This window comes from Pseudomonas sp. UMAB-40, assembly GCF_900095275.1.
Lineage (GTDB): Bacteria > Pseudomonadota > Gammaproteobacteria > Pseudomonadales > Pseudomonadaceae > Aquipseudomonas > Aquipseudomonas mandelii_B.
Window position 1 is genome coordinate 56077 of the sequence record NZ_LT607575.1, and the last position, 20215, is coordinate 76291.

Genomic DNA, 20215 nt, shown 5'->3' on the forward strand with positions numbered 1-20215 from the left:
GGTTTTATCGTTTCCCCGTCGCTGAAAAACAGCGATGGGGGTTTGGTAGCCCCGGGTTTCATGTGAGGTGCTAAGCATCACCATTTACGGCGTTTGTTCGTCTCTGTTTTATGGTGGTCATGCACAGGGCGTCCTCGGGCGCGCCGGTCTCCTCACATCCCGGTCTACCAACCTGTGCATGGCCACCACCCGTCGTTTGGTAGCGAGGGCGGTGGCTCCCAAATACGATGAGAGGAGTTTCACCTATGTTCAAACCAACACCCAATCCACCCGAAACCGACGACGTTTCCCCCTACGAATCCACCGATTCCAAAAAACTCAACGACGCCGCCGAACGCGCGCTCGACTTCCACTTTCCGTCCAACGCCGACATCAAAGCCACCCCGCGAACACGCAGTACCCTGTTTTCCGTAGACCCTGAGGCCACGACCGAAACCCTGGCAGTTTACTTGGTCGAGACGCTGGCCTCGGTCGATGTGATGGTGCACCAGTTGGTGGATCATCTGGAGGGTGAGTCGCGTTATGCGCTTTTGGGTATTTCCAACAGCATCATGATGGCGGAGATCACGGCGAACCGGGTGCTGGATAACATCGGCCCGCAGGGCTAAAGCAGATCCCGTAGAGAGCACATACCTGTGGCGAGGGGGATTGTCGGACCGCCGCACCGCCCCGTTCGGCTGCGCAGCAGTCGTAAAACCGGTATACACGGTTTAACTGACAAAACTGCGGTGAATGGTTTTGGGGTCGCATCGCAACCCAACGGGTGGCAAGCCCCTTCGCCACAGGGTTTCAGCGACTGTCTGGTTTGATTTGGGCCAAGGCATCCGCTCTGACCCTTTCTATATTCAATGGCGAAGGTGCTTTTGCAGAGACTGAGCGCAGAGCAGCAGCGCTCGCTTGGCATCATCAGACTCCGCCGGGTAGTTGATAAAGCCGTGGCACATGCCCGGATACTCTTTGTGGTGAACCGGCACGTCAGCCTCTGTCAGTCGACGAACATACTCGCGGCCTTCGTCGCGCAATACATCCAGTTCAGAGGTAAGGATCAACGCCGGCGGCAGGCCTTGCAGGTGTTTGTGGCGCAGGGGAGAAAGGCGTGGATCGGCGCGGGAAACCTCTTCGGGCACATAGTGATTGATGTACCACTCAAGCATTTTGCCGGTCAGCCCGAACCCTTCGGCGAATTCTCTGTGGGAAGGATTTTGAGCCAGACAATCGAGCAAGGGGTAAAGCAACAGTTGAAACATGATCAGCGGCCTGGCTTGCTCATGGGCCCATTGGCAAATGACGGCCGCCAGCCCACCCCCCGAGCCACCGCCGGCCACCGCCATTCGAGAAGGATCCAACCCCATGACCGAGCCCTGTTCGACAACCCACTCGGTGGCGGCGCAGCAATCTTCCACCGCAGCGGGGAATACATGTTCCGGGGGCCTGGCGTAGTCGACGGCGACCACGGCACAACCTGCCCATTCGCACATGTGTCGGCAAAAACCGTCGTGGGTGTCCAGGTCGCCGGTGACCCAGCCGCCGCCGTGGAAAAACATCAGCACTGCAAAGGGGCCCGGGCCGGCGGGTGTGTATAGCCGCAGGGGCAGACGCCGTCCGTGGCTGTTGATAGACAGGTCGCGAACGCTCACGACCATTAACTCCCGCAGTGCCGCTCTGGCACTTTCGACGCCAGGTCCTGAATCCTGCTGATGGGCCGTCATAGTTCGATCTCGCAGGCTGTTGCCTCGGTGGTGATTTCAACCACATATTCCTCGCTGATCAGTTCGGAGACTGCCAGACACATCAGCGTCGGCGGATGGCCCTCGAAGAATTTTTTGTGCGCCCTGGCGATGTCCGGCCAGTACTTCATGCTCGTGGTGTATATACGAATACCAATAATGCTCCGACGATCTACACCGAGCTGTTTGATAGAGGTTTCAATAATTTCCAGGCAACGCAGGGTCTGCTCATATGCATCACCCGGTTTGAATGGCTGGCCCTTGTCATCAAATGCGACGGTGCCGCCCATCAGAATGCGCTCACCTACCCGAATTGCCCTGCAATATCCGGCCATCTCTTCCCAGATTGCTTGCGAAAAAACGCGTTGAATTTTCATTGTGCCGCTCCTTTGCCCAAATCAATGGGCAGTGATTTCAGTCCACGAAATTGCAGATTGTTGTCACGCCAGATCGCAGTTTTGTCAGCAATCAGGCTCAACTCGGGAAAGCGCTGGAACAGCAAGGTAAAAACGACTTCAGCTTCGAGCCTGAACAACGCCGTGCCCATGCAGAAGTGCTCACCCCGACCAAACGCCAGGTGATCGTTGTGTTCGCGGCGAATATCGAAACGGTCGGGGTCGGGGAATTTCGCGGGGTCACGGTTGGCGGAGGCGCGCATCAGGTAGACCAGATCGCCTTGTTTCATCGTGACGCCATGGATCGACACGTCATCGTTGAGCACGCGATGGCTGAATGAACCGGCGGAATCGAAGCGCAGCATCTCTTCAATGGCCGGTTTGACCAGGTTCGGGTCAGCCCTCAGCGCTTCAAATTGATCGGGATGCTCAAGCAGATGCAACAAACCGATGCACAGCTGATCCGCGCTGGTGGTGTAGCCCGCGACCAGAATGAAGACAATCTGCGCCAGCACCTGATCGGTGCTCGAATCGCTCTCCACGCTGGCCTCCAGAACCCGGCTGACCAGGTCATCTTCAGGCTGCCTTCGACGCTGCTCGATGACATCAGCGAAATAGGCGTACATCTCTTCAACGCCTTTCAGTGCCTGAGCAGGCCCGACGTCCGGGTCGAGGCTGCCGACCAGAAAGATCAGAATGCAATCCGTCCAGCGCCTGAGCTTCAGCGCGTCTTCGCGAGGAATGCCATAAAGATGGGCAAGGATCAGCGCCGGAACACGGTTGAACAGGTTGGCCATCAGATCCGTTTGCGGTTCGAGTGCGGACAGCTCTGCGTCGGTGATGGCCTCTATGGTTTGACGCAACGATTCAATGGTGCGCGGCGTGAACGCTTTGCCCAGCAGGTGGCGGCTGTCCTTGTGCGTCCTGCCGTCCTGCGAGTACATCCATTCGGACGCGAGTTTGACGAACGTGGCCAGTTGCGCGCGTTTTTCCGGCGGCACCTGGGCATCGACCAGTTGTTGCATGCGGTTCGAGGAGTAGCGTTGGGTGTCGGCCTGCGCGGCGAACACATCGCTATAGCGGGTCAAAAACCAGGCATGGAAGTGCGAACACCAATACACCGGGTCATGTTCGCGCAGATAAGCATAGGCCCTGTAAGGGTCACGAACGGTCTCGCGACGGGAGAAGTCGAGCAGCGATTGAATATCCATTTCATTACGCCTCGTACAAAGCGGCCGTGAGTTGCTGGATGTAGTGCTGACTATCGATCGGCGCGCTGAGCAGTTCCGGCGGTGGCTCTAGCAATGCGGCCAGCAAGGCAAGACGGGGTTCTGTGGCGTGAGCAGTCAAATCGATGCTGTCAGCGGCCAGTCCACCTGCGCTTGATGGGCACGAAAACACCTTGATAACGTCGTCGAGCACTTCCTGCGATACGAGTTGATTGCGCTCGACCTCTGCGATGATCAGGTCAAGTGCCCGGGCATAGGTCAGCGCCAATGCCTGGCAATGTGAAACATCGCTCGGACTGCAACACTGCTCGACAATCGTCTTTTCCATACGCTGGGCAATGTTGCGCGCAGGCCGCGAAGCAAACCTTGGCCGGGTGACAGCGTCCCTGGCAACCTGGTAGGCCATGACGCTGTTGTCGCCAGCAAAGGTGATGCTGATTTCGCAATCCATGCACAGCGTGACGATCTGGTTGTAATGGTGAAAACCTTGCGAACCGCAAAGTTCGCGGCACCTGCGCATGACGTCCAGCCCCATCCAGGTGCCGACACTTTTGGCGATGGCCGCGAGAATATGCAGCTCTTTGCGTTTATCCGGCTGGTCCCACATCGCTTCGAAGCGCGACAAGATGGCTTGCTCCAAAAGCTTCAGTGCGAGTGCCTTCAGTTGTTCTACATACAACCGTTGCCGAATCAGCGGTTTGGCCAGAAGGGGTTCGTCGGCTACAGCGTTTTTGACCCGTCGATGGCAGACAAAACGATATGCCAGATGAGCGCACAACTGCGCGCCGCCGCGAGCCGCCGCCAGCAGAAACAAACGCTCTTGAATGAACGTTTCCATGGCGCGGGTTGCGCGCTGATCTTTGGGAATGTCACTGTTGAATTGACCGTCAGCGGTGAATCGGGCGTGCCTTTGCATCATCGCGTCCAGCGGCAGTTTCATCTCGCAGAAGCGAATGCCGGCCACTTGATTGGCATGGATCCCGCCCTTGGGGTCACAGGCCATGAGCTTGACGCCGGACAGCAGCGGACCATTATCCCGCTCGCGGATCACCACCCGGAACCAGTGCAGTCCCTCGTCCACGCCATTGACGATCAAACGCGCCAACACCATGACGACCTGGGCCGCGTGCAGCGCATTGCCGATCCAGAATTTGCAGGCGGCGGGTGAGGGTGTGTGAAGGGTCAGGCGCTGACTCAGCGGATCAAAGGTGACAGTGGTGTGCAGGTTGCGCACGTCGGAACCACTGTTGATCTCGGTACAGCCAAAGGCGTAGACCGCGCCCATCTCGATGATTTCCTGACGATAGCGCGCGACCTGCAGTGCATCACCCTGAGCAAACAGCGCGTTACCGGCGATCATGTGGTCGACAATCGAGGAAAACAGCGCGTAGTCAAAAGCGCCTACGGTGGCGGCGCGCTCCAGCATCTGTCGGAAGTCCGCCTGGCAGGACTGCCCGAGCCACATGTCATTGGTGATCAGCCCGGTCTGGACGATTTCACGCATACGAGTAATCGTCAGATCCATGTACTCGCGCAATGGCAGGCGATGGCGGGTGCGTGCATCGAACTCGGCGGTTCGCAGCATTTGCAGCAGTGGTTCGCTCATGAAACATCCCTCTCATGGATTTCGAAAAAACGGTTTCGAAACCACCAGAGCCAGAGGGCCGGCCGAGCAGAGAACAACAGAACCCTTCGAGTACGAATCACGTACCCGAGCATTCACGAACAGCAAAATACGCGAAGGATTGCGTGTTGATTTTCCGGGAGGTGCGGTTCTGTCAAAGCGCGAAGGCAGCATCGCCACTCAACAATGTCGAGTGTTTCTCCATAGCCAGACTTCTTCCATGTCATCGCTACTGGACTTTACGGCGTGCCAGACTTTGTAGTGAAAGGCAGACAACTCTATGCGGTACGTTTTTGACTTTAGTCGCAGATTATCGGCAGGCAAGGTCCTGCACTGACCGTTGGTCGATCCTTGTGACGCTATGCACGATTGGACAGCACCTCACCAATACTGCGACGTTTGGCGTGTAACTCACTGATATGAATCAGTTGTTCAAGGTCTTCCGGGGTGACATCGAAGAATGCTTCCATTTCCGCCAAGGCGAGTTTCAAGTCCTGTGCGGTGATGGCCTGGCTGTCGATCGGGGGATGATCGGCCGGAACCACGGCCACCGGCTCGCTGGCACGCTTGGGGTAGCGAATGCGCGTCAGGTTGTTGTAGGCCAGAGCGCTGAGCAGCAGGGTCGATGCGCCGAGCATCACCGGGCCGAGGGCTTTCCAGTCCAGCGCGATGGTCGCCGGGTCTGCCAGGACCAACAGCAGCGCCAAGGCGCCGGCCGGTGGATGCAGGCAACGCAGCCAGCACATCAGGATCAGCGCCATGCCCGCCGCCAGGCAGGCGCTGCCGAGGGTTCGTCCGAGGACGTGAGCCACCAGCAGCGAAACGACGCCAGCACTCAAATATCCGCCAAGAATTGACCACGGCTGGGCGAGGGCGCCGGAAGAAACGGCAAACAGCAACACCGCTGATGCGCCCAACGGCCCGATCAAATGCTGGGCCACTTCCATGCCGAACACTTGCGCGCACAGCCAGACGCTGAACAGCGTGCCCAGGGACATGCCGATGGCGGCACGGCTCCATTCGGAAGGACGGGTGTTGATGGCGGCAGGTAACCAGCGAGCGAGCATGAGGCAAACGATCCGTTGGTAAAAAACCAGGAAAAAAAAAGGCTTATCTGGGAAACCCAGAAAGCCCTTGAAGGTGTTCCAACTATTGGGGGAGGAACGAGGCACAGTGTGCCGTGCATTCCCGATGCTGACAAATTCATATTAATGCAGTTTGAGTGCATTATTTTTGCTGTAACGCGACTCGACGACCGCTCATGAAACACAGAGACCCGCCCATGGCTGTCAGCGCGCTCAAGGCATAAAACATGGTGGGCGCCGGTGTGTGCATCAGCAGGAAACCGCAAATCACCGGGCTTAGCGCGCCGCCGAGGGCCGCGAGGTTCTGTGCGCCGTAGTAACTGCCGCGCAGTTCTTCCGGGGCCAGGGTATCGACGAAGAGAAATTCGGCGGGGTAAATGATCATTTCGCCGAGGGTGAAGATGAACATCGCCACGCACCAGCTCACCAGGCTGTCGGCCAGACTGAAGCCGATCAGCCCGACGATAAACAGGCTGGTGCCGCCTGCGATCCAGTAACGCAGCTGTTCGCGCTTGAGGAAACGGCCGATCTGGTATTGCAGCAGGATCACGCTGATGGCGTTGCAGGCGAGCAGCGCGGCCATGGTTTCCAGCGCGCGCTTGGAGTCTTGGGTCACCAGCAGGTATTGCGACAAGTACAAGGTGAACCGGCCGTGGACCACGGTGCTGAGCAGGCAACCGCAGGTGAACATGATCAGGGTGCGGTCGTTCTTCAGAGTAATCAGCGTCTTGAGAAAACTTTGGGGTTGGCCGATCGGGGGTGTCTGCGACGAGTCCCTGGGGATGCCGATCATCAGGAAAATGCTGAAGAACGCGATGCCGCCGGCAATCAGGAACGGCGCAATCGGGTACACGCCGGCAATCACCACACCGAGCATCGGGCCGGTGGCGTAGCCGATGTTGGTCAGGGTGTAACGCAGCGAAAACGCCTTGGCGCGCTGGCCCATGGGCAGGTTTTCGCTGAGGATCGCCTTCGAGCCGATCAGGAATAGCGCCGAGGCGGTTTCGGTGATCACCAGGGTGGCGGTCGTCAGGTAGAGGTTTTCGGCGAAGGTCAGCAGGACGAAGCCGATGGCGCTGGAGAGCATGGCGAGGATCAGCAGCCGACGCTTCTCGAGGCGGTCGATGATGTAGCCGCCGTAGAGCGCGAGCAGGGTTGCGATGAACACTGCGATACCCAGCAGCAAACCGACGTCCTGTTGGTTGAGGCCGAGCTTGTTGCTCAGGAACAGCGTGAGCAGCGGGCTGGTGATGGCGCGGCTGACGACGATGGTCAGCGAAACGATCATCAGCCGACGGATTACGAGCGAGTAAGTGGCCACGGTGGGGCAAATGTCCTTATTCAGATTCTATGGTGTTCGACGTGGAATCGAGTCGCGGCCATCGCGAGCAAGCTCGCTCCCACAGGCGTTGGTGTGAACACAAAATATGTGGCCACCTTCAATCCTTGTGGGAGTGAGCTTGCTCGCGATGAGGGAGGATCGGTCAACACAAAATTCAAGACAGCCACCGATCCAGAGAACGAACCGATTCCAGCTCATCCAACCGCCACAGTTGTTTAAGCAATTCCCCAGCCTGCTCCCGCGGCATCACCCGCGTCGCCAAGCTGAAAAACTTCTCCTCCAGCGCCGCATCACTCAACGGATTCCCCGGCGCACCCAATGGCGGGTCGACACAAAGACTCGCCTGCCGACCGTCCACCGTCCGCACGCGGATGACGGGCTCGCCATCCTCTGACAGTTGCGGATCCACTTCAAGACGAATGCGCGACATCCAGTGAGCAATCCGGGGGTCGACACGTTGTGCCTCGTCATAGGCTTCCAGCCGGCAATGGCCATGAACCAGCCGGGCGGCGAGGGCATAGGGCAAACTCATCTGTGCCGCCGCCAGCGTGCTGACATCCTTCCCACCGCACATGTCCTGAAGAAACCCGCACAACGAGACTTCGATGTCTTCCATCTGATCGGCGCCGACCTGCAGTTGATCCAGTAACAACCCCAACGCATCGATTGCCGAATGAGTTCCCCGGCACGCGGCGTAGGGCTTGATCGAGCAGCGGGCGAGTTTCCACACGACGCCCAGATCCGCATCGAGCGCGGTCGGGTCTGAGGCCACGCCGGCCAGGGTTCTGAGAAAACCGCCCCAGACATCCTCGAACAACTGCTTCGGCCCGCTGATGCCTTGTTGAGCAAACCGCGCCGCCAGCAATCCACCCTCGGCTGCTCGACCGCTGTGCAGCTTTTTACTCTGCGAGCCGTCGTGGATGAAGGCCCACAAACCACCGCTGAAACTGCCGGCGATGCCCAGTGCCGACACGGTTTGCGCGGCGTCCAGCCCGAGAATCCGCGCGCTCGCCGCCGCTGCGCCGAACACCCCGCAGGTCGCGGTCGAATGCCAGCCCGCGCCGTTGTGCGCCGAGTAACCGCCGCAGGCTTCGAGCACGCGACGGCTGACGTCGTAGCCAATCACTACGGCGGTAATCAACTCGCGACCGTTGACCGGTGCCGTCTGCATCGACACCGCTGCCATGACCGCCGGCAGCACCACCGCACCGGAGTGATCGCAACCACCGGTATCGTCCAGTTCCAGAGCATGGGCGGCGATCCCATTGAGGATCGCCGCCTGAGCGGCGCCGAGCCGCAAGTCAGTGCCCCAGACCAACGTGTTGCCGGACTCACCGGTAAACACCAGACGCGCCTGTTTCGCCACTTCGCTGTCAGCCCCGGCCAATGTCGCGCCGAAGGTGTCGAGGATGTGTCGTTTGGCTTGCGCCACCAGGGCCGGTGGCAAGTCTTCAAAGCGCGTGTCGACGCAAAACTGCGCGAGTCGCTGCATGCGTTCAGTCATACGAGGTAATCCCGGTAATGCCGCTCATACACCGATGCCGGGTGATCGTCGGTCACGGTGACAGCCGAATCGGCCCACCATTGCGCGACCTCGCTGGCCGTGGCGATCCACACGTCATCGTGCTGCTGGATGCCCTGGAGCAACTCACGCAACACGCCAATCCGCCCCGGCGTGGCGATGATTTCCGGGTGCAGGCGCAGCACGTAGCACAGGCCAAACCGGTGAAACCCGGCGAAGTCCAGTTGCAGGTTGCCCAGGGTGTGGCTATAAGAGGCGATCCGCGATTGCGCCGGTGGCACCGCCGGGCTGAGGTTGAAGGCAAAGTAGGGTTCGTCTTCCAGTTCGTAGTGCAACGGCAGCTCGATCACTTCGGGGGCCGTGGGGTGAGCGAACGGCAAATCATCGCCGCGCCACGACGAAGACCAGCGAATGCCTTGGTCCCTCAACACCTCGATGAAGCCCGGCGCACCGTTACCGGCCGGGATGCGAAACCCTGTCGGACGCTGGCCGGTCAGCGCCGCCAGCGCTTCGCAACCCTTGGCAATCTCGGCGCTTTGTCCCGCCAGATCGAGCAGGTCGTAGTTCCGGTGGCGATAGCCGGCGCAGGCGATCTCATGCCCGCCGGCCTGAATCGCCCGAAGGTGTTGCGGGTTTTCCTCGGCAACGATACCCGGGATGCACCAGCTGCTTTTTACCCCGAGTTCGGCGAACAAACCGAGCAAACGTTCGACGCCGCGCTGGGTGCCGTAACGCCAGACCGACAGCGTCTTGTCGCGCCCGGCGACTTCAGGCGCCTGAGTCAGAATGCCGTGAATGTCGTTGTAGTCGACGGTCAGGACCACGGCGCAGCGGTAGCCTTGGGGCCAGACGGTGGAATCAGCCATGGTGATGCTCCTTGAGCCACCACTGGGCGACATCGCGGCAGGTGGCGAACCACACATCGTCGCGCTGACGCATGTGTTCGAAGAGTTTTTCCAGTAGCAGGATGCGCCCCGGCTTGCCGGTGATCTTGGGGTGGAACAGGGTGGTCAGGCACAGCCCTTCATTCATCGCGCCGTCGTATTCGCGGCACCAGTTGTCGAGGGTCAGTGCGTAGCTGGCGGTGCGGTCCAGCCCGGAAGGGAAGTCCGGCGCGCGGGTGTAGGCGAGGGAGGCGTAGTCGTCCATTTCCCAGCGGCCGGGGATTTCCACCAGCGGCGTCTCGTAGCCCGGTACTTTTACCAGGTACGGGCGGTCATCGCCGCGCATGCTGCTGGAGTAGGTCACGCCGGCTTCCACCAGCATGGCCGGGGTCTCGGCCCGCCAGTCGCCGGACGGCGTGCGGAAACCTTCGGCGCGGATGTTCAGGTGCTTCCAGAACACCTCGCGGGATTTGTTCATTACGTCCTTTTGCTGTTCCAGCGTCAGGGCGTAAAAGGATTCGTGTTTGTAGCCGTGGTACGCCACCTCATGCCCGCGCTCGACAATCGCCTGGCATTGCTTCGGCCAGTTTTCCACGACCCAGGCCGGGACGAAAAACGTGGTCGGGATCCGGTATTCGTCGAGCAGATCGAGAATCCGCGGCAGCGCCCGGTAAGGACCATAACCGCCGAAACCGAAGTACTCGGGCTTGCGCCAGATCGAGCCGTTGAGCATCGCATCGCCCGTCGGGCCATCGAGATCGAAGGCCAGGGCGAGGCAGGCTGTGTGCTGGTCGGGCCAGGTGGGTTGTGGCGAGGAGGACATCAGTGGCTCTCCATTTATCTATAGGTAAAACGCAGAACCTGTGGGAGCGGGCTTGCCCGCGATGAGGCCGGCACACTCAACATCTATGTGAGCTGATAAATCGCCATCGCGAGCAAGCCCGCTCCCACAGGTTTATCGGTGGGCCACATAATCACGATCGACCGAGACCATTGTGGGAGCGGGCTTGCCCGCGATGACGGCAGCACATTCAACATTGATGTCGACTGACATGGCCTCTTCGCGGGCAAGTCTCGCTCCTACAGGGCAAGCATTACTTGCCGGCGTTGATGGTTACGGTTTTGATTGCACCCAGTTCCAGATCCCATTTCTTCAGGATGGTCTGGTAAGTGCCGTCATCCACCATGCTCTGCATCGCCACCTTCACCGCTTCACTCAACTCAGGCTTTTTCTTGCTCACGCCCAGGCCGGTGAACTGCTGGGAGATCGGCAGGCCCACGGTCTTGTACATGTCCTTTTCCTGGGTCTTGAGATACGGCAGGGTTTCGCTGCCCTGCATCGCCGCGTCGATACGGCTCTGACGCAATTGCGCGCGGGCATCGGCCGAGCCTTCGGTGCCGACCACCACGATGGCCGGTTTACCGGCGCCTTCGCAGTGGGCCTTGCTGTATTCAGCAATCTCGGCCGGGAAGGTGGTACGGCGGCTGGTGCCGACTTTTTTGCCGCACAGGTCGGTGATCTCGTTGAAGTCCTTGTTTTTCTGCAAGGTGTAGAACTGCGGGCCGCTGGTGAAGTAGTCGACGAAGGTCACACTGGCCTGGCGTTCGGCAGTGTCGGTCATGCCCGACATCACCATGTCCACGCGGTCGGTGGTCAGGGCATTGATCATTTGCTCGAAGCCGGTTTCCTGCCATTTGATCTTCACGCCCAGACGTTCGGCCAGGGCGTTGCCCAGGTCAACGTCGAGACCGGTGAGGGTGTTGGTGGCCGGATCCTTGAAATCCATCGGCGGGTAGTTAGGCATGATCGCTACCACGACCTCGCCTTTTTCCTTGAGGCTGGCTGGAAGCTCAGCGGCGAACGCGAAGCCGGAGGCCATAATGCTTGCGAGTACTGCTGGGATAACGATGTTCTTCATGGTCGTTCTCTTATGAGTGTTGTGAGCGCTAAAGGACGCTTAGGTTCGAACGGCAGAAATGAAGCTTTGGGTGCGCGGGTTTTGCGGACTTATTAGTATTTCTTCGGGGCTTCCAGCCTCCACGATCTGCCCGCCGTCCATGAACACCATGCGGTTGGAAACCTCACGGGCGAAGCCCAGTTCATGGGTGACGACGATCATGGTCATGCCGCTGTGCGCGAGGTCGCGCATCACCGACAGCACCTCACCGACCAGTTCCGGGTCGAGTGCCGAAGTGGGTTCATCGAACAGCATCAGCTTGGGGCGCATGGCCAAGGCACGGGCAATGGCGACGCGTTGTTGCTGACCACCCGAGAGTTCGATCGGGTAGCTGTTGCGCTTGTCGGCCAGGCCGACGCGAGCGAGCAATTCCACGGCTTCTTCATGCGCCTCTTTGGGCGAACGCTTGAGCACCTGGCACGGCCCTTCGATGATGTTTTGCAGCACAGTCATGTGCGGGAACAGATTGAAACGCTGGAACACCATGCCGGTGGACAGGCGTTGACGGGCGATCTGCGACTCGTTGAGTTCGTGCAGTTTGTTGCCGACGACCCGGTAACCCACCAGCTCGCCGTCGACCCACAGGCCACCCTTGTCAATCTTTTCCAGCTGATTAACGCAACGCAGCAAGGTGCTTTTACCGGAGCCGGACGGGCCGATGATGCACAGCACTTCGCCTTGCTCGACTTCGATGTTGATGTCCTTGAGGGCGTGGAACTGGTCGTAATACTTGTTCAGGCTCACGGCCTTGACGATGCTTCTCATGTCGGATTCCTCAAGAACGCTTGCCGGCGCCGCGAGCGAAACGACGCTCCAGACGGCTTTGACCGAAGGACAGCACGGTGACGGTGGCCAGGTACCAGATACCGGCGACGATCAGCAGCTCCATCACGCGGGCGTTGGCGTAGTAGATGTTCTGGGCGTTGTAGAGCAACTCCGAGTACTGGATGACGCTCGCCAGGGAAGTCATTTTCACCATGCCGATGAACTCGTTGCCGACCGGCGGAATGATCACCCGCATGGCTTGCGGCAGGATGATCCGGCGTAGCGCTTGCAGGCGCGGCATACCGATCGACTTGGCGGCTTCGTACTGGCCGGTGTCCACCGACAGCAAGCCGGCACGCACCACTTCGGCGGTGTAGGCACCCTGGTTGATGCTCAAGCCGAGCAGGGCGGCCACGAACGGGGTCATCAGAGTTACGGTGTCCATTTCGAACAGACCGGGGATGCCGATGGTGGGAAATATCAATGCCAGGTTGAACCACAACAGCAGTTGCAGGATCAGCGGCGTACCGCGAAACAGCCAGGTGTAAGTCACCGCTACGTAGCGCAGGATCGGATTGGCCGACATGCGCATGATCGCCGTGATCACTCCGAAGACGATGCCCAAAGCCATCGCCAGCACCGCCATGACGATGGTGTTGAGCAAGCCCCACATGATCGCTTGCGAGGTGAGGAACTGGCCGATGTACGACCATTCGATCTTGCCTTCGGCAAAGGCCCGCACCAGGCCGATGATCGCGATAACGATGACGGTGGCGAAGAAAATTCGCCCGTAATAACGACGGGGCACGTGGTGGTACTGGGTGATATCGAACTGGTTTTCCGCCAGTTTTCGCTCCGACTGGAGTCGTTCTGCCTGAGTCTGGCTCATGTTGTTTCTCCGTACACTTGGTAATTCAGGCCAACCACTATCCCTGTGGGAGCGAGCTTGCTCGCGATGGCGGCGTTACATTCAAGATCAATGTTGACTGACCCACCGCTATCGCGAGCAAGCTCGCTCCCACAGGTTTTGTGTTCTGCCTTAAAGGCGGAAACCCTGATAGTTCTCGGTCCACTCTTGCTGCGCCGCTAGTGCAGTTTTCAAACGGCCGATCTGCTCGCGCACCTGTTGCGGCGCGGTGCCGCCCCAGCCACTGCGGGCAGCGATGGCGGCTTCGAGGGTCAGGCTGTCGCGCACTTCCGGTTTGAGACGCGGGTCGATCTCGGCCAGCAGCGCCGGGGACGCTTCCCACAATTCAATGTCGTGTTTCTCACAGGCCTGAACCAACGCGCCGGTGATTTCATGCGCTTCCTTGAACGGCACGCCGCGCACCGCCAACCAGTCGGCGACTTCGGTGGCGAGGGTGAAGCCCAGCGGTGCCTGGCGACGCAGTTCTTCGACGTTGACCTTCATGGTCGCGACCATCCCGGCCATGGCCGGCAGCACCAGGAGCAGGGTATCGACGCTGTCGAGCACACCGTTCTTGTCTTCGCTCAAGTCGCGGTTGTACGACAGCGGCAGGGATTTCAACGTCGACAACAAGCCAGTGAGGTTGCCGATCAGACGGCCAGCCTTGCCCCGGGCCAGTTCGGCAATGTCCGGGTTCTTCTTCTGCGGCATGATCGAGCTGCCGGTGGCGTAGGCGTCGTCCAGTGCAACCCAGCGAAATTGCCGCGACGACCACAGGCAAAACTCTTCGGCGAGGCGGGAAATGTTGATCCCGAGCATGCTGGCGATAAACAGAAACTCGGCGACGTGATCGCGGCTGGCCACGGCGTCGATGGAGTTTTCGCAGACGCCGCTGTAGCCCATTTCCTTGGCCGACTGCTGCGGCAGGCGTGCGATGGCGGAACCGGCCATGGCTGCCGCGCCGAGTGGCGACAGCGAGGTGCGATTGTCCCAGTCCACCAGGCGTTGCACGTCACGCAGCATCGATTGAGCGTGAGCCAGCAAGTGGTGAGCGAAGACGATCGGTTGCGCCTGCTGCAAGTGAGTGAAGCCCGGACAGATGCTCTCGATGTGTTGCTCGGCCTGATCCACCAGCGCTTGCTGCAAGGCCAACACTTCGACGGCCAGGGTGCGCACGTGATCCCGCAGGAACAGGCGCAGGTCGTTGGCGGTCTGGTCGTTACGGGAGCGCCCGGCGCGCAGCTTGCCGCCCAGTGCGCCGAGGCGTTCGGTCAGCTGGCGTTCGATAAAGGTGTGGACGTCTTCGTCGTCCAGGGTCGGCGCGATGCTGCCGGCGCGGAAGTCATCACCGATGCGCGTCAAAGCGTCGAGCATGGTCAGGGTTTCCTGCTCGCTCAACAGCCCGGCGCGCTGCAATTCACGGGCATGCGCCTTGGAACCGGCGAGGTCATACGGGGTAAGGCGAAAGTAGCGCTCGGGGCAACGGGACAAGGCCGCCAGGGCTTCGGATGGGCCGCTTTTGAAGCGCGCACCCCAGAGACGGTCGGTGGTTTGAGACATTGTTGTTTTCCTCGTCGGTAAAGCGAACTGAAATCGGTATGCCGGGCCTGGAACCCATGCCGGGATCGTTAAAAAATCAACCGGGCGTGGTCAGGCCAAAGCAGTTTCAATAGGGGCAGTTACGAAGTGGCGAGAACTGATCGAAGTGTCAGCTTTTAATGGTTCGAAATCAGTGAGTTGGCACTGAAGTACGGGGATTATTAGCGGTTGCCAAGTCTGGTTTTCTGTGTTCATTATTATTTACCAGCACTATTTTTGTTGTTGGACACAGAGTGTTGAATAGGGCGCCAGAGGTAAATAAGCATTATGGAAACCCCACTTTCCAATTCCGGAAACCCGCCACCGAAAGCGTCGCATCGGGCGCCACTGGCCCTCAGCGGCCTGGATTTCAAACTGCTCAAAGTGTTCAAGGCCGTGGTCGAGGCCGGAGGCTTCAGTGCTGCCCAGAACGAGCTGAATGTGGGGCTGGCAGCCATCAGCAAACAGATTTCCGACCTGGAGATCCGCATCGGCATGCGCCTGTGCACCCGAGGCCGGGAGGGCTTTCACCTGACCGAAGAAGGCAGTCTGGTGTACCAGGCGTCCATCGACTTGTTTGCCTCGGTCGACAACTTTCGTGATCGGCTTAGTTCGGCGCAGAATGAACTTGTCGGCGACCTTGGAGTAGGTGTTATTGACAATACAATCTCCGACGATAATTCACCGTTAGTTGCCGCGCTTAGAAAAATCAATGAAGAGTCACCGAAAGTAAGGTTTCAACTTCAGGCGTCGCAACTGGATGAAGTTGAAAGAGGCGTGGTAGAGGGGCGGTTAGTGGCAGGCATTGTTCCGGTTTATCAGAAGCGCGAAGAGTTTGATTACTACGCGCTTTATGAGGAACGCTCGGAGGTTTACTGTGCGGTCGGTCATCCGCTGTTCTCGATGCCGGACGCCGAAATCGGCAGCCACGTACTCAAGGATTACGAGTTCATCAACCACCGCTACGCGATCCATCGCGACAAACTGAATTTCGCCCACTACGACAGCTTCTCAGCCTCGGCGACCCAGGTGGAAGCCGTGGCATTACTGATCAAGACCGGGCGTTTCGTGGGTTTTCTACCGCAGCATTACGCCGCGTCGATGGTGGCGCAGGGGCAACTTCGCGCCGTGCGCCCGGACCTGATCAGCATCGTCACGCCGTTCAATCTGATCCTGCGGCACAACACCGTGCGCAGTCCGCTGGTCAAGGCGTTTGCGCGGGCGCTGGGTGTGGATCTGAAGGCGCCCGTCTAAGGTTGAAACGCATTGCACAACGGCGTTCGCTGGGTAAGCCGTTGGCCAGTTCGTTGTTTAATACGGCTTTTAAACGTGGGCTCAATTGTGCAGCCCCCAATGTTTCAAAGCCCATGCGCTGATAAAACGCTTCATTCCAAGGCACATCGCGAAACGTGGTCAGGGTCAGACCTTGGAGTTTTTGACCCCGGGCACATTCAATGGCCGCTAACAGCAACTTTCGTCCAGCGCCTCGCCCTTGAAAGTATTGGCTGACGGACAGTTCCTGAATATGCAGTTCGTTGTCGATTTCAATCGCGCTGACAAATCCCATCAGTGCGCCATCGAGCGATTGTGCCACCCAGACGTCATCCGTCTCTATTGCCCGTTGATGGTGTTCAGCATCGGGTACCTGAGCATCGGCGAGCCAGGCCAGTGAAGGGTCATCGCGAAACAGTTCAGCCGCCGAACGCTCGATGGCGGGGAGGGCGGCGGCGTCGGAAAATTGGGCACGGCGGACAATAAAATTCATACGGGCGACTGTAGCAGCTGACTAGCCTGCTTTGTGGTTCGAGTGCTTCCTGTGGCGAGGGGGCAAGCCCCCTCGCCACAAAAGCAGGCTCGGCAGTTGTTTCAGGATTGTGACAATGCAATCAAGCAACCACCTGAGCCGCCGGCCACTGCTGATGCGGAATCGGCAGTTTGCGCGACTCACCGCGCCCCATCGGGAAGTACAGGAAACCACTGCGTGCCAGCCGTTCGGCGTCGTACAGGTTGCGCCCGTCGAAGATCACCGGGGCGTTCAAGCGCTGCTGGATCAGGTTGAAATCCGGGGCCTTGAACTGCTGCCATTCGGTGCAGATGATCAACGCATCGGCACCGGCCAATACCGATTCCGGTGTGCCCATCAACATCAACTTCGACTCGTCGGGATACAAATGCTGGGTTTCCTGCATGGCTTCCGGATCGAAAGCGCGCACGCTGGCGCCGGCGGCCCACAACGATTCCAGCAGCACTCGGCTCGGCGCATCACGCATGTCATCGGTGTTGGGTTTGAAGGCCAGGCCCCATACGGCGAAGGTCTTGCCGCGCAAGTCGCCCTTGTAGAACGCGTTGATGCGCTCGAACAGCTTGTGCTTTTGCCGCTGGTTGATCGCTTCCACCGCTTGCAGCAGGTCGCTGGAGCAGTGCGCCTCTTCGGCGCTGTGAATCAGCGCGCGCATGTCTTTCGGGAAACACGAGCCGCCATAACCGCAGCCGGGGTAGATGAAGTGGTAACCGATGCGCGAGTCAGCACCGATGCCCAGGCGCACCGATTCGATGTCCGCACCTAGATGCTCGGCCAGTTCGGCGATCTGGTTGATGAAGCTGATCTTGGTCGCCAGCATGCAGTTGGCGGCGTACTTGGTCAGCTCGGCGCTGCGCAGGTCCATGAACATGATGCGGTCGTGGTTGCGATTGAACGGCGCGTAAAGGTCGCGCATCACATCGCGCACCTCATCGCTGTCGCAGCCGATGACGATCCGGTCCGGGCGCCGGCAGTCCGCCACGGCCGAGCCTTCCTTCAGAAATTCGGGATTGGAGACGATATCGAACTGCAACAAGCGGCCGACCTTGATCAGGCTCTTGTCGATATGCGCACGCAAGGTGTCACCCGTGCCCACCGGCACCGTGGACTTCTCCACCAGAATCACCGGCTGCTCACGATGTCGCGCCACCGCTTCGCCCACCGACAACACGTAGCGCAGGTCCGCCGAACCATCGTCCCGGGACGGTGTACCGACCGCGATAAACAGCACCTGACCATGCTGCACCGCAAGTTTTTCGTCGGTGGTGAATTGCAGGCGTTTGGCTTCGAGGCTTTCACGCACCAGACTGGCCAGCCCCGGTTCGAAAATGCTCACGTGGCCCTGTTGCAGCAATTCGACTTTTTTCTCGTCAATGTCCATGCAAACCACGTCATGGCCGACTTCCGCCAGGACGGCAGCTTGCACCAGGCCAACGTAACCGCTACCAAATACACTGATTTTCATGAGGCACTCCTGAGTTCGGGCGCGCGCGCTGGACGTGAGTTGATGGTGATGACCCCGAGCATGACCAAAGCCACCCCGAGGGTTTTTGTAAGGCTGAAGGCTTCGTTGAACAGCGGCAGGCTGGCGGCCAACAGATACACCAGCGCGTAGCTGATGCTCAGCAGCGAATAGGCCCGGCCCAGCGGCACATCCCGCAGGGCGGCGAGCCAGCACACCATTGAAAGGACGTAGGCCAGAATCGCCCCCAGCACCACGGTGACCGCCGCCGGATCGACGCTGGAAGTCAGTAGATGTTCGGGGGACGGCAGGCGCGTCATGCTCCAGCGCATGCCCAACTGCGCCGCGCTGCCGAGTAGCACACTGCCCATGGCGAAGGTGATTCCGCGACGCAGGCTCATGCGTGTTGCCCCAGCAGAACCACACCGCCGATCACCAGCGCCACGCCCAGCCAGTGCTGGCGGTCGATGGGCTCGTGGAAGACAAACCGGGCGATCAGGGTAATCAGCACAAAATTCAGGCTCAGCATCGGGTAGGCAATACCGACTTCAAGGCGCTGCAACACCAGTAGCCAGACCAGCAAGCCCAACCCCAGCGCAGCGAGTGCCAGCCACAACCACGGCGAACGCAGTTTCTCGCCCCAGGCCGACGGCTTCGCCCGCCAGCTCTCGACGGCGTACTTCTGGGCGATCTGGCCCAGACAGGTCAGCAGGCACGCGACCAATAACAGAAGCAGGCTCATGACGCGCCCTGTGGAAAGATCAGAATCACCAGATTGCCTTCTTCATAGCGCTTGCCATCCTTGGGCAGTCGTTCAATTTCTTGCAGCTCGTCCTCACCCTTGACCCGCATGACCACGCCGACCGAGCCGTTCTGCCGGGCCTTGTGCATCCACTGTTGAACGTGATCGAGGTCGACGCGCTGCTGCACCGAGTCAGAATAGGCGAGGCCATATTTCAATTCGCCTATCGTGTTGTACAACGCCACGTCCGGGCGCTTCAGGCGCCAGGCCAGGGCCGAAGCGGCGCCGAGATCGTTGCTCAGCAGCTTGCCGGTCTGCGCCAGTTCATCGGCGTGATGGAGGATGAACTGGTCGGGCATCTTGTTGGCCACCACCGAGTCGGGCAGCCCGGCGGGCAGCAGACCGATCAGCAGCAGGCTGCCGAAGCCCGGTGCAGCCCAGCATTGCAGGGGCCTGAAGGCTTGAAGCAGGTTGGCCATGATCCAGCCGATCAGGCCGATGAACACCAGCACCAGGTTGTGCAGTTCATGGTCGTACAACGGCTTTTTCAGTTGCAGGTAGACCAGGGCGAGCAGGGTGATCACGCCCAGCAGCAAATTCAGCAAACCATTGATGCCCAGGACCCTGCCTTGCTCCAGCTTGAGTCGGTCGGCCAGGGTGTGGCCCATCAGCAGTGCCAATGGCAGCAGGCAGGGCAAGATGTAGCTCGGCAGTTTGCCGTTGCTCAGGCTGAAAAACAGCAGCGGCATCAGCAGCCACAGCAGCAGAAAACCGATGCTGGCTTGCCCGCGGGTTTGCCACGCCTGGCGCAGCGCCGACGGCAACAACGCCACCCATGGCAGACTGAACGCCACGAGCAACGGCAAATAGAACCACCACGGCGCATCATGCTGGGCGTCGTCACCGGCAAAGCGACGGATGTGTTCGTGCCAGAAGAAGAACCGCCAGTAATCGGGTTCCTGCGCGTGAACCGCCAGCGCCCACGGCAGACTCACCGCGATGGCCACGACAACCGCCACGGGGCCATAGACCAGCAGCTCACGCCAGCGCTTTTGCCAAATCATGAAGGGCAGGGCGATCAGCACCGGCAACAACCAGGCGAGAAAGCCCTTGGTCATGAACCCCATGCCGCAGGCCAGGCCCAACACGGCCCAACCGATCAGGCGCGGGCCACGGCGGGCGCTGTCCAGCGCG

At 59.7% G+C, this 20215-nt stretch carries 20 protein-coding genes; 2 read left to right on the top strand and 18 right to left on the bottom strand.

Going from position 1 to position 20215, the window contains the following annotated elements; genetic code table 11:
* Nucleotides 1-245: 245 nt before the first annotated feature.
* A complete protein-coding gene (locus tag K0F88_RS27990; protein ID WP_219097382.1) occupies nt 246-608 on the top strand; it encodes a DUF6124 family protein in 363 nt (120 codons plus the stop codon).
* 237 nt (nt 609-845) lie between these two features.
* Here K0F88_RS27990 and K0F88_RS27995 read toward each other — a convergent pair whose 3' ends face one another.
* The 13 genes from K0F88_RS27995 to argH all read right to left on the bottom strand — a co-directional run bounded on the left by K0F88_RS27995 (nt 846) and on the right by argH (nt 14998).
* Nucleotides 846-1643 (bottom strand): alpha/beta hydrolase, encoded by a 798-nt coding sequence (locus K0F88_RS27995; protein WP_257605373.1) that lies wholly within the window; start codon nt 1641-1643, stop codon nt 846-848.
* Between the two features lie 62 nt (nt 1644-1705).
* Nucleotides 1706-2104, bottom strand: coding sequence for a Rid family hydrolase (locus K0F88_RS28000; protein ID WP_219097384.1), 399 nt, complete (start codon nt 2102-2104; stop codon nt 1706-1708).
* Nucleotides 2101-3333, bottom strand: a complete 1233-nt coding sequence (locus K0F88_RS28005) for a cytochrome P450 (protein ID WP_219097385.1) — start codon at nt 3331-3333, stop codon at nt 2101-2103. Before K0F88_RS28005 ends, K0F88_RS28000 begins: the two co-directional genes overlap by 4 nt.
* Nucleotides 3334-3337: 4 nt before the next feature.
* Nucleotides 3338-4957 carry an acyl-CoA dehydrogenase family protein gene (locus K0F88_RS28010; protein WP_219097386.1) on the bottom strand — a complete coding sequence of 540 codons (1620 nt, stop codon included), beginning with the start codon at nt 4955-4957 and terminating at the stop codon, nt 3338-3340.
* Between the two features lie 377 nt (nt 4958-5334).
* Nucleotides 5335-6042, bottom strand: a complete 708-nt coding sequence (locus tag K0F88_RS28015; RefSeq protein WP_094467535.1) for an HPP family protein — start codon at nt 6040-6042, stop codon at nt 5335-5337.
* A gap of 160 nt (nt 6043-6202) precedes the next feature.
* Nucleotides 6203-7381 (bottom strand): MFS transporter, encoded by a 1179-nt coding sequence (locus K0F88_RS28020; protein WP_219097387.1) that lies wholly within the window; start codon nt 7379-7381, stop codon nt 6203-6205.
* A gap of 175 nt (nt 7382-7556) precedes the next feature.
* Nucleotides 7557-8906 carry an MmgE/PrpD family protein gene (locus K0F88_RS28025; RefSeq protein ID WP_094467533.1) on the bottom strand — a complete coding sequence of 450 codons (1350 nt, stop codon included), beginning with the start codon at nt 8904-8906 and terminating at the stop codon, nt 7557-7559.
* A complete protein-coding gene (locus K0F88_RS28030; RefSeq protein ID WP_094467532.1) occupies nt 8903-9790 on the bottom strand; it encodes a polysaccharide deacetylase in 888 nt (295 codons plus the stop codon). The genes K0F88_RS28025 and K0F88_RS28030 overlap by 4 nt, the downstream gene beginning before the upstream one ends.
* Entirely contained in the window at nt 9783-10631 is an 849-nt protein-coding gene (locus K0F88_RS28035; RefSeq protein ID WP_094467531.1) for a polysaccharide deacetylase, read from the bottom strand. The genes K0F88_RS28030 and K0F88_RS28035 overlap by 8 nt, the downstream gene beginning before the upstream one ends.
* A 271-nt stretch (nt 10632-10902) precedes the next feature.
* On the bottom strand, nt 10903-11727 hold the full coding sequence (locus K0F88_RS28040) for an ABC transporter substrate-binding protein (RefSeq protein ID WP_219097388.1): 825 nt from the start codon (nt 11725-11727) through the stop codon (nt 10903-10905).
* Between the two features lie 39 nt (nt 11728-11766).
* Nucleotides 11767-12531, bottom strand: a complete 765-nt coding sequence (locus tag K0F88_RS28045) for an amino acid ABC transporter ATP-binding protein (protein WP_219097389.1) — start codon at nt 12529-12531, stop codon at nt 11767-11769.
* A 10-nt stretch (nt 12532-12541) separates the two neighbouring features.
* Nucleotides 12542-13420: an amino acid ABC transporter permease gene (locus tag K0F88_RS28050; RefSeq protein ID WP_219097390.1), complete on the bottom strand. Its 879-nt coding sequence runs from the start codon at nt 13418-13420 to the stop codon at nt 12542-12544.
* Nucleotides 13421-13570: 150 nt separating this feature from the next.
* Nucleotides 13571-14998: an argininosuccinate lyase gene (gene argH / locus K0F88_RS28055; RefSeq protein ID WP_219097391.1), complete on the bottom strand. Its 1428-nt coding sequence runs from the start codon at nt 14996-14998 to the stop codon at nt 13571-13573.
* 306 nt (nt 14999-15304) lie between these two features.
* Between argH and K0F88_RS28060 the strand changes: the two genes are divergently transcribed.
* Entirely contained in the window at nt 15305-16270 is a 966-nt protein-coding gene (locus tag K0F88_RS28060; protein WP_094467524.1) for a LysR family transcriptional regulator, read from the top strand.
* Here the strand turns inward: K0F88_RS28060 and K0F88_RS28065 are convergent.
* The 5 genes from K0F88_RS28065 to K0F88_RS28085 form a co-directional block, all read right to left on the bottom strand.
* Nucleotides 16221-16781 (bottom strand): GNAT family N-acetyltransferase, encoded by a 561-nt coding sequence (locus tag K0F88_RS28065; protein ID WP_219097392.1) that lies wholly within the window; start codon nt 16779-16781, stop codon nt 16221-16223. The genes K0F88_RS28060 and K0F88_RS28065 overlap by 50 nt on opposite strands.
* Nucleotides 16782-16902: 121 nt before the next feature.
* On the bottom strand, nt 16903-18282 hold the full coding sequence (locus tag K0F88_RS28070) for a UDP-glucose/GDP-mannose dehydrogenase family protein (protein WP_219097393.1): 1380 nt from the start codon (nt 18280-18282) through the stop codon (nt 16903-16905).
* Entirely contained in the window at nt 18279-18680 is a 402-nt protein-coding gene (gene arnF / locus K0F88_RS28075; protein ID WP_219097394.1) for a 4-amino-4-deoxy-L-arabinose-phosphoundecaprenol flippase subunit ArnF, read from the bottom strand. The genes K0F88_RS28070 and arnF overlap by 4 nt, the downstream gene beginning before the upstream one ends.
* Nucleotides 18677-19021: a 4-amino-4-deoxy-L-arabinose-phosphoundecaprenol flippase subunit ArnE gene (gene arnE, locus K0F88_RS28080; protein WP_094467521.1), complete on the bottom strand. Its 345-nt coding sequence runs from the start codon at nt 19019-19021 to the stop codon at nt 18677-18679. Before arnE ends, arnF begins: the two co-directional genes overlap by 4 nt.
* The coding region (locus tag K0F88_RS28085) for a 4-amino-4-deoxy-L-arabinose lipid A transferase (protein WP_257605374.1) at nt 19018-20215 on the bottom strand (1198 nt) is incomplete at its 5' end. The genes K0F88_RS28085 and arnE, both read right to left, overlap by 4 nt.

Excerpts from the sequence above, each read along its gene's own strand:
- K0F88_RS28060 (WP_094467524.1), top strand. The coding sequence starts at position 15,305 with ATGGAAACCCCACTTTCCAATTCCGGAAACCCGCCACCGAAAGCGTCG.
- K0F88_RS28040 (WP_219097388.1), bottom strand. The coding sequence starts at position 11,727 with ATGAAGAACATCGTTATCCCAGCAGTACTCGCAAGCATTATGGCCTCC.
- K0F88_RS28000 (WP_219097384.1), bottom strand. The coding sequence starts at position 2,104 with ATGAAAATTCAACGCGTTTTTTCGCAAGCAATCTGGGAAGAGATGGCC.
- K0F88_RS28045 (WP_219097389.1), bottom strand. The coding sequence starts at position 12,531 with ATGAGAAGCATCGTCAAGGCCGTGAGCCTGAACAAGTATTACGACCAG.
- K0F88_RS27995 (WP_257605373.1), bottom strand. The coding sequence starts at position 1,643 with ATGGTCGTGAGCGTTCGCGACCTGTCTATCAACAGCCACGGACGGCGT.
- K0F88_RS28050 (WP_219097390.1), bottom strand. The coding sequence starts at position 13,420 with ATGAGCCAGACTCAGGCAGAACGACTCCAGTCGGAGCGAAAACTGGCG.
- K0F88_RS28025 (WP_094467533.1), bottom strand. The coding sequence starts at position 8,906 with ATGACTGAACGCATGCAGCGACTCGCGCAGTTTTGCGTCGACACGCGC.
- K0F88_RS28070 (WP_219097393.1), bottom strand. The coding sequence starts at position 18,282 with ATGAAAATCAGTGTATTTGGTAGCGGTTACGTTGGCCTGGTGCAAGCT.
- K0F88_RS28065 (WP_219097392.1), bottom strand. The coding sequence starts at position 16,781 with ATGAATTTTATTGTCCGCCGTGCCCAATTTTCCGACGCCGCCGCCCTC.
- K0F88_RS27990 (WP_219097382.1), top strand. The coding sequence starts at position 246 with ATGTTCAAACCAACACCCAATCCACCCGAAACCGACGACGTTTCCCCC.
- argH (WP_219097391.1), bottom strand. The coding sequence starts at position 14,998 with ATGTCTCAAACCACCGACCGTCTCTGGGGTGCGCGCTTCAAAAGCGGC.
- K0F88_RS28015 (WP_094467535.1), bottom strand. The coding sequence starts at position 6,042 with ATGCTCGCTCGCTGGTTACCTGCCGCCATCAACACCCGTCCTTCCGAA.
- K0F88_RS28035 (WP_094467531.1), bottom strand. The coding sequence starts at position 10,631 with ATGTCCTCCTCGCCACAACCCACCTGGCCCGACCAGCACACAGCCTGC.
- K0F88_RS28010 (WP_219097386.1), bottom strand. The coding sequence starts at position 4,957 with ATGAGCGAACCACTGCTGCAAATGCTGCGAACCGCCGAGTTCGATGCA.
- arnF (WP_219097394.1), bottom strand. The coding sequence starts at position 18,680 with ATGAGCCTGCGTCGCGGAATCACCTTCGCCATGGGCAGTGTGCTACTC.
- K0F88_RS28005 (WP_219097385.1), bottom strand. The coding sequence starts at position 3,333 with ATGGATATTCAATCGCTGCTCGACTTCTCCCGTCGCGAGACCGTTCGT.
- K0F88_RS28030 (WP_094467532.1), bottom strand. The coding sequence starts at position 9,790 with ATGGCTGATTCCACCGTCTGGCCCCAAGGCTACCGCTGCGCCGTGGTC.
- arnE (WP_094467521.1), bottom strand. The coding sequence starts at position 19,021 with ATGAGCCTGCTTCTGTTATTGGTCGCGTGCCTGCTGACCTGTCTGGGC.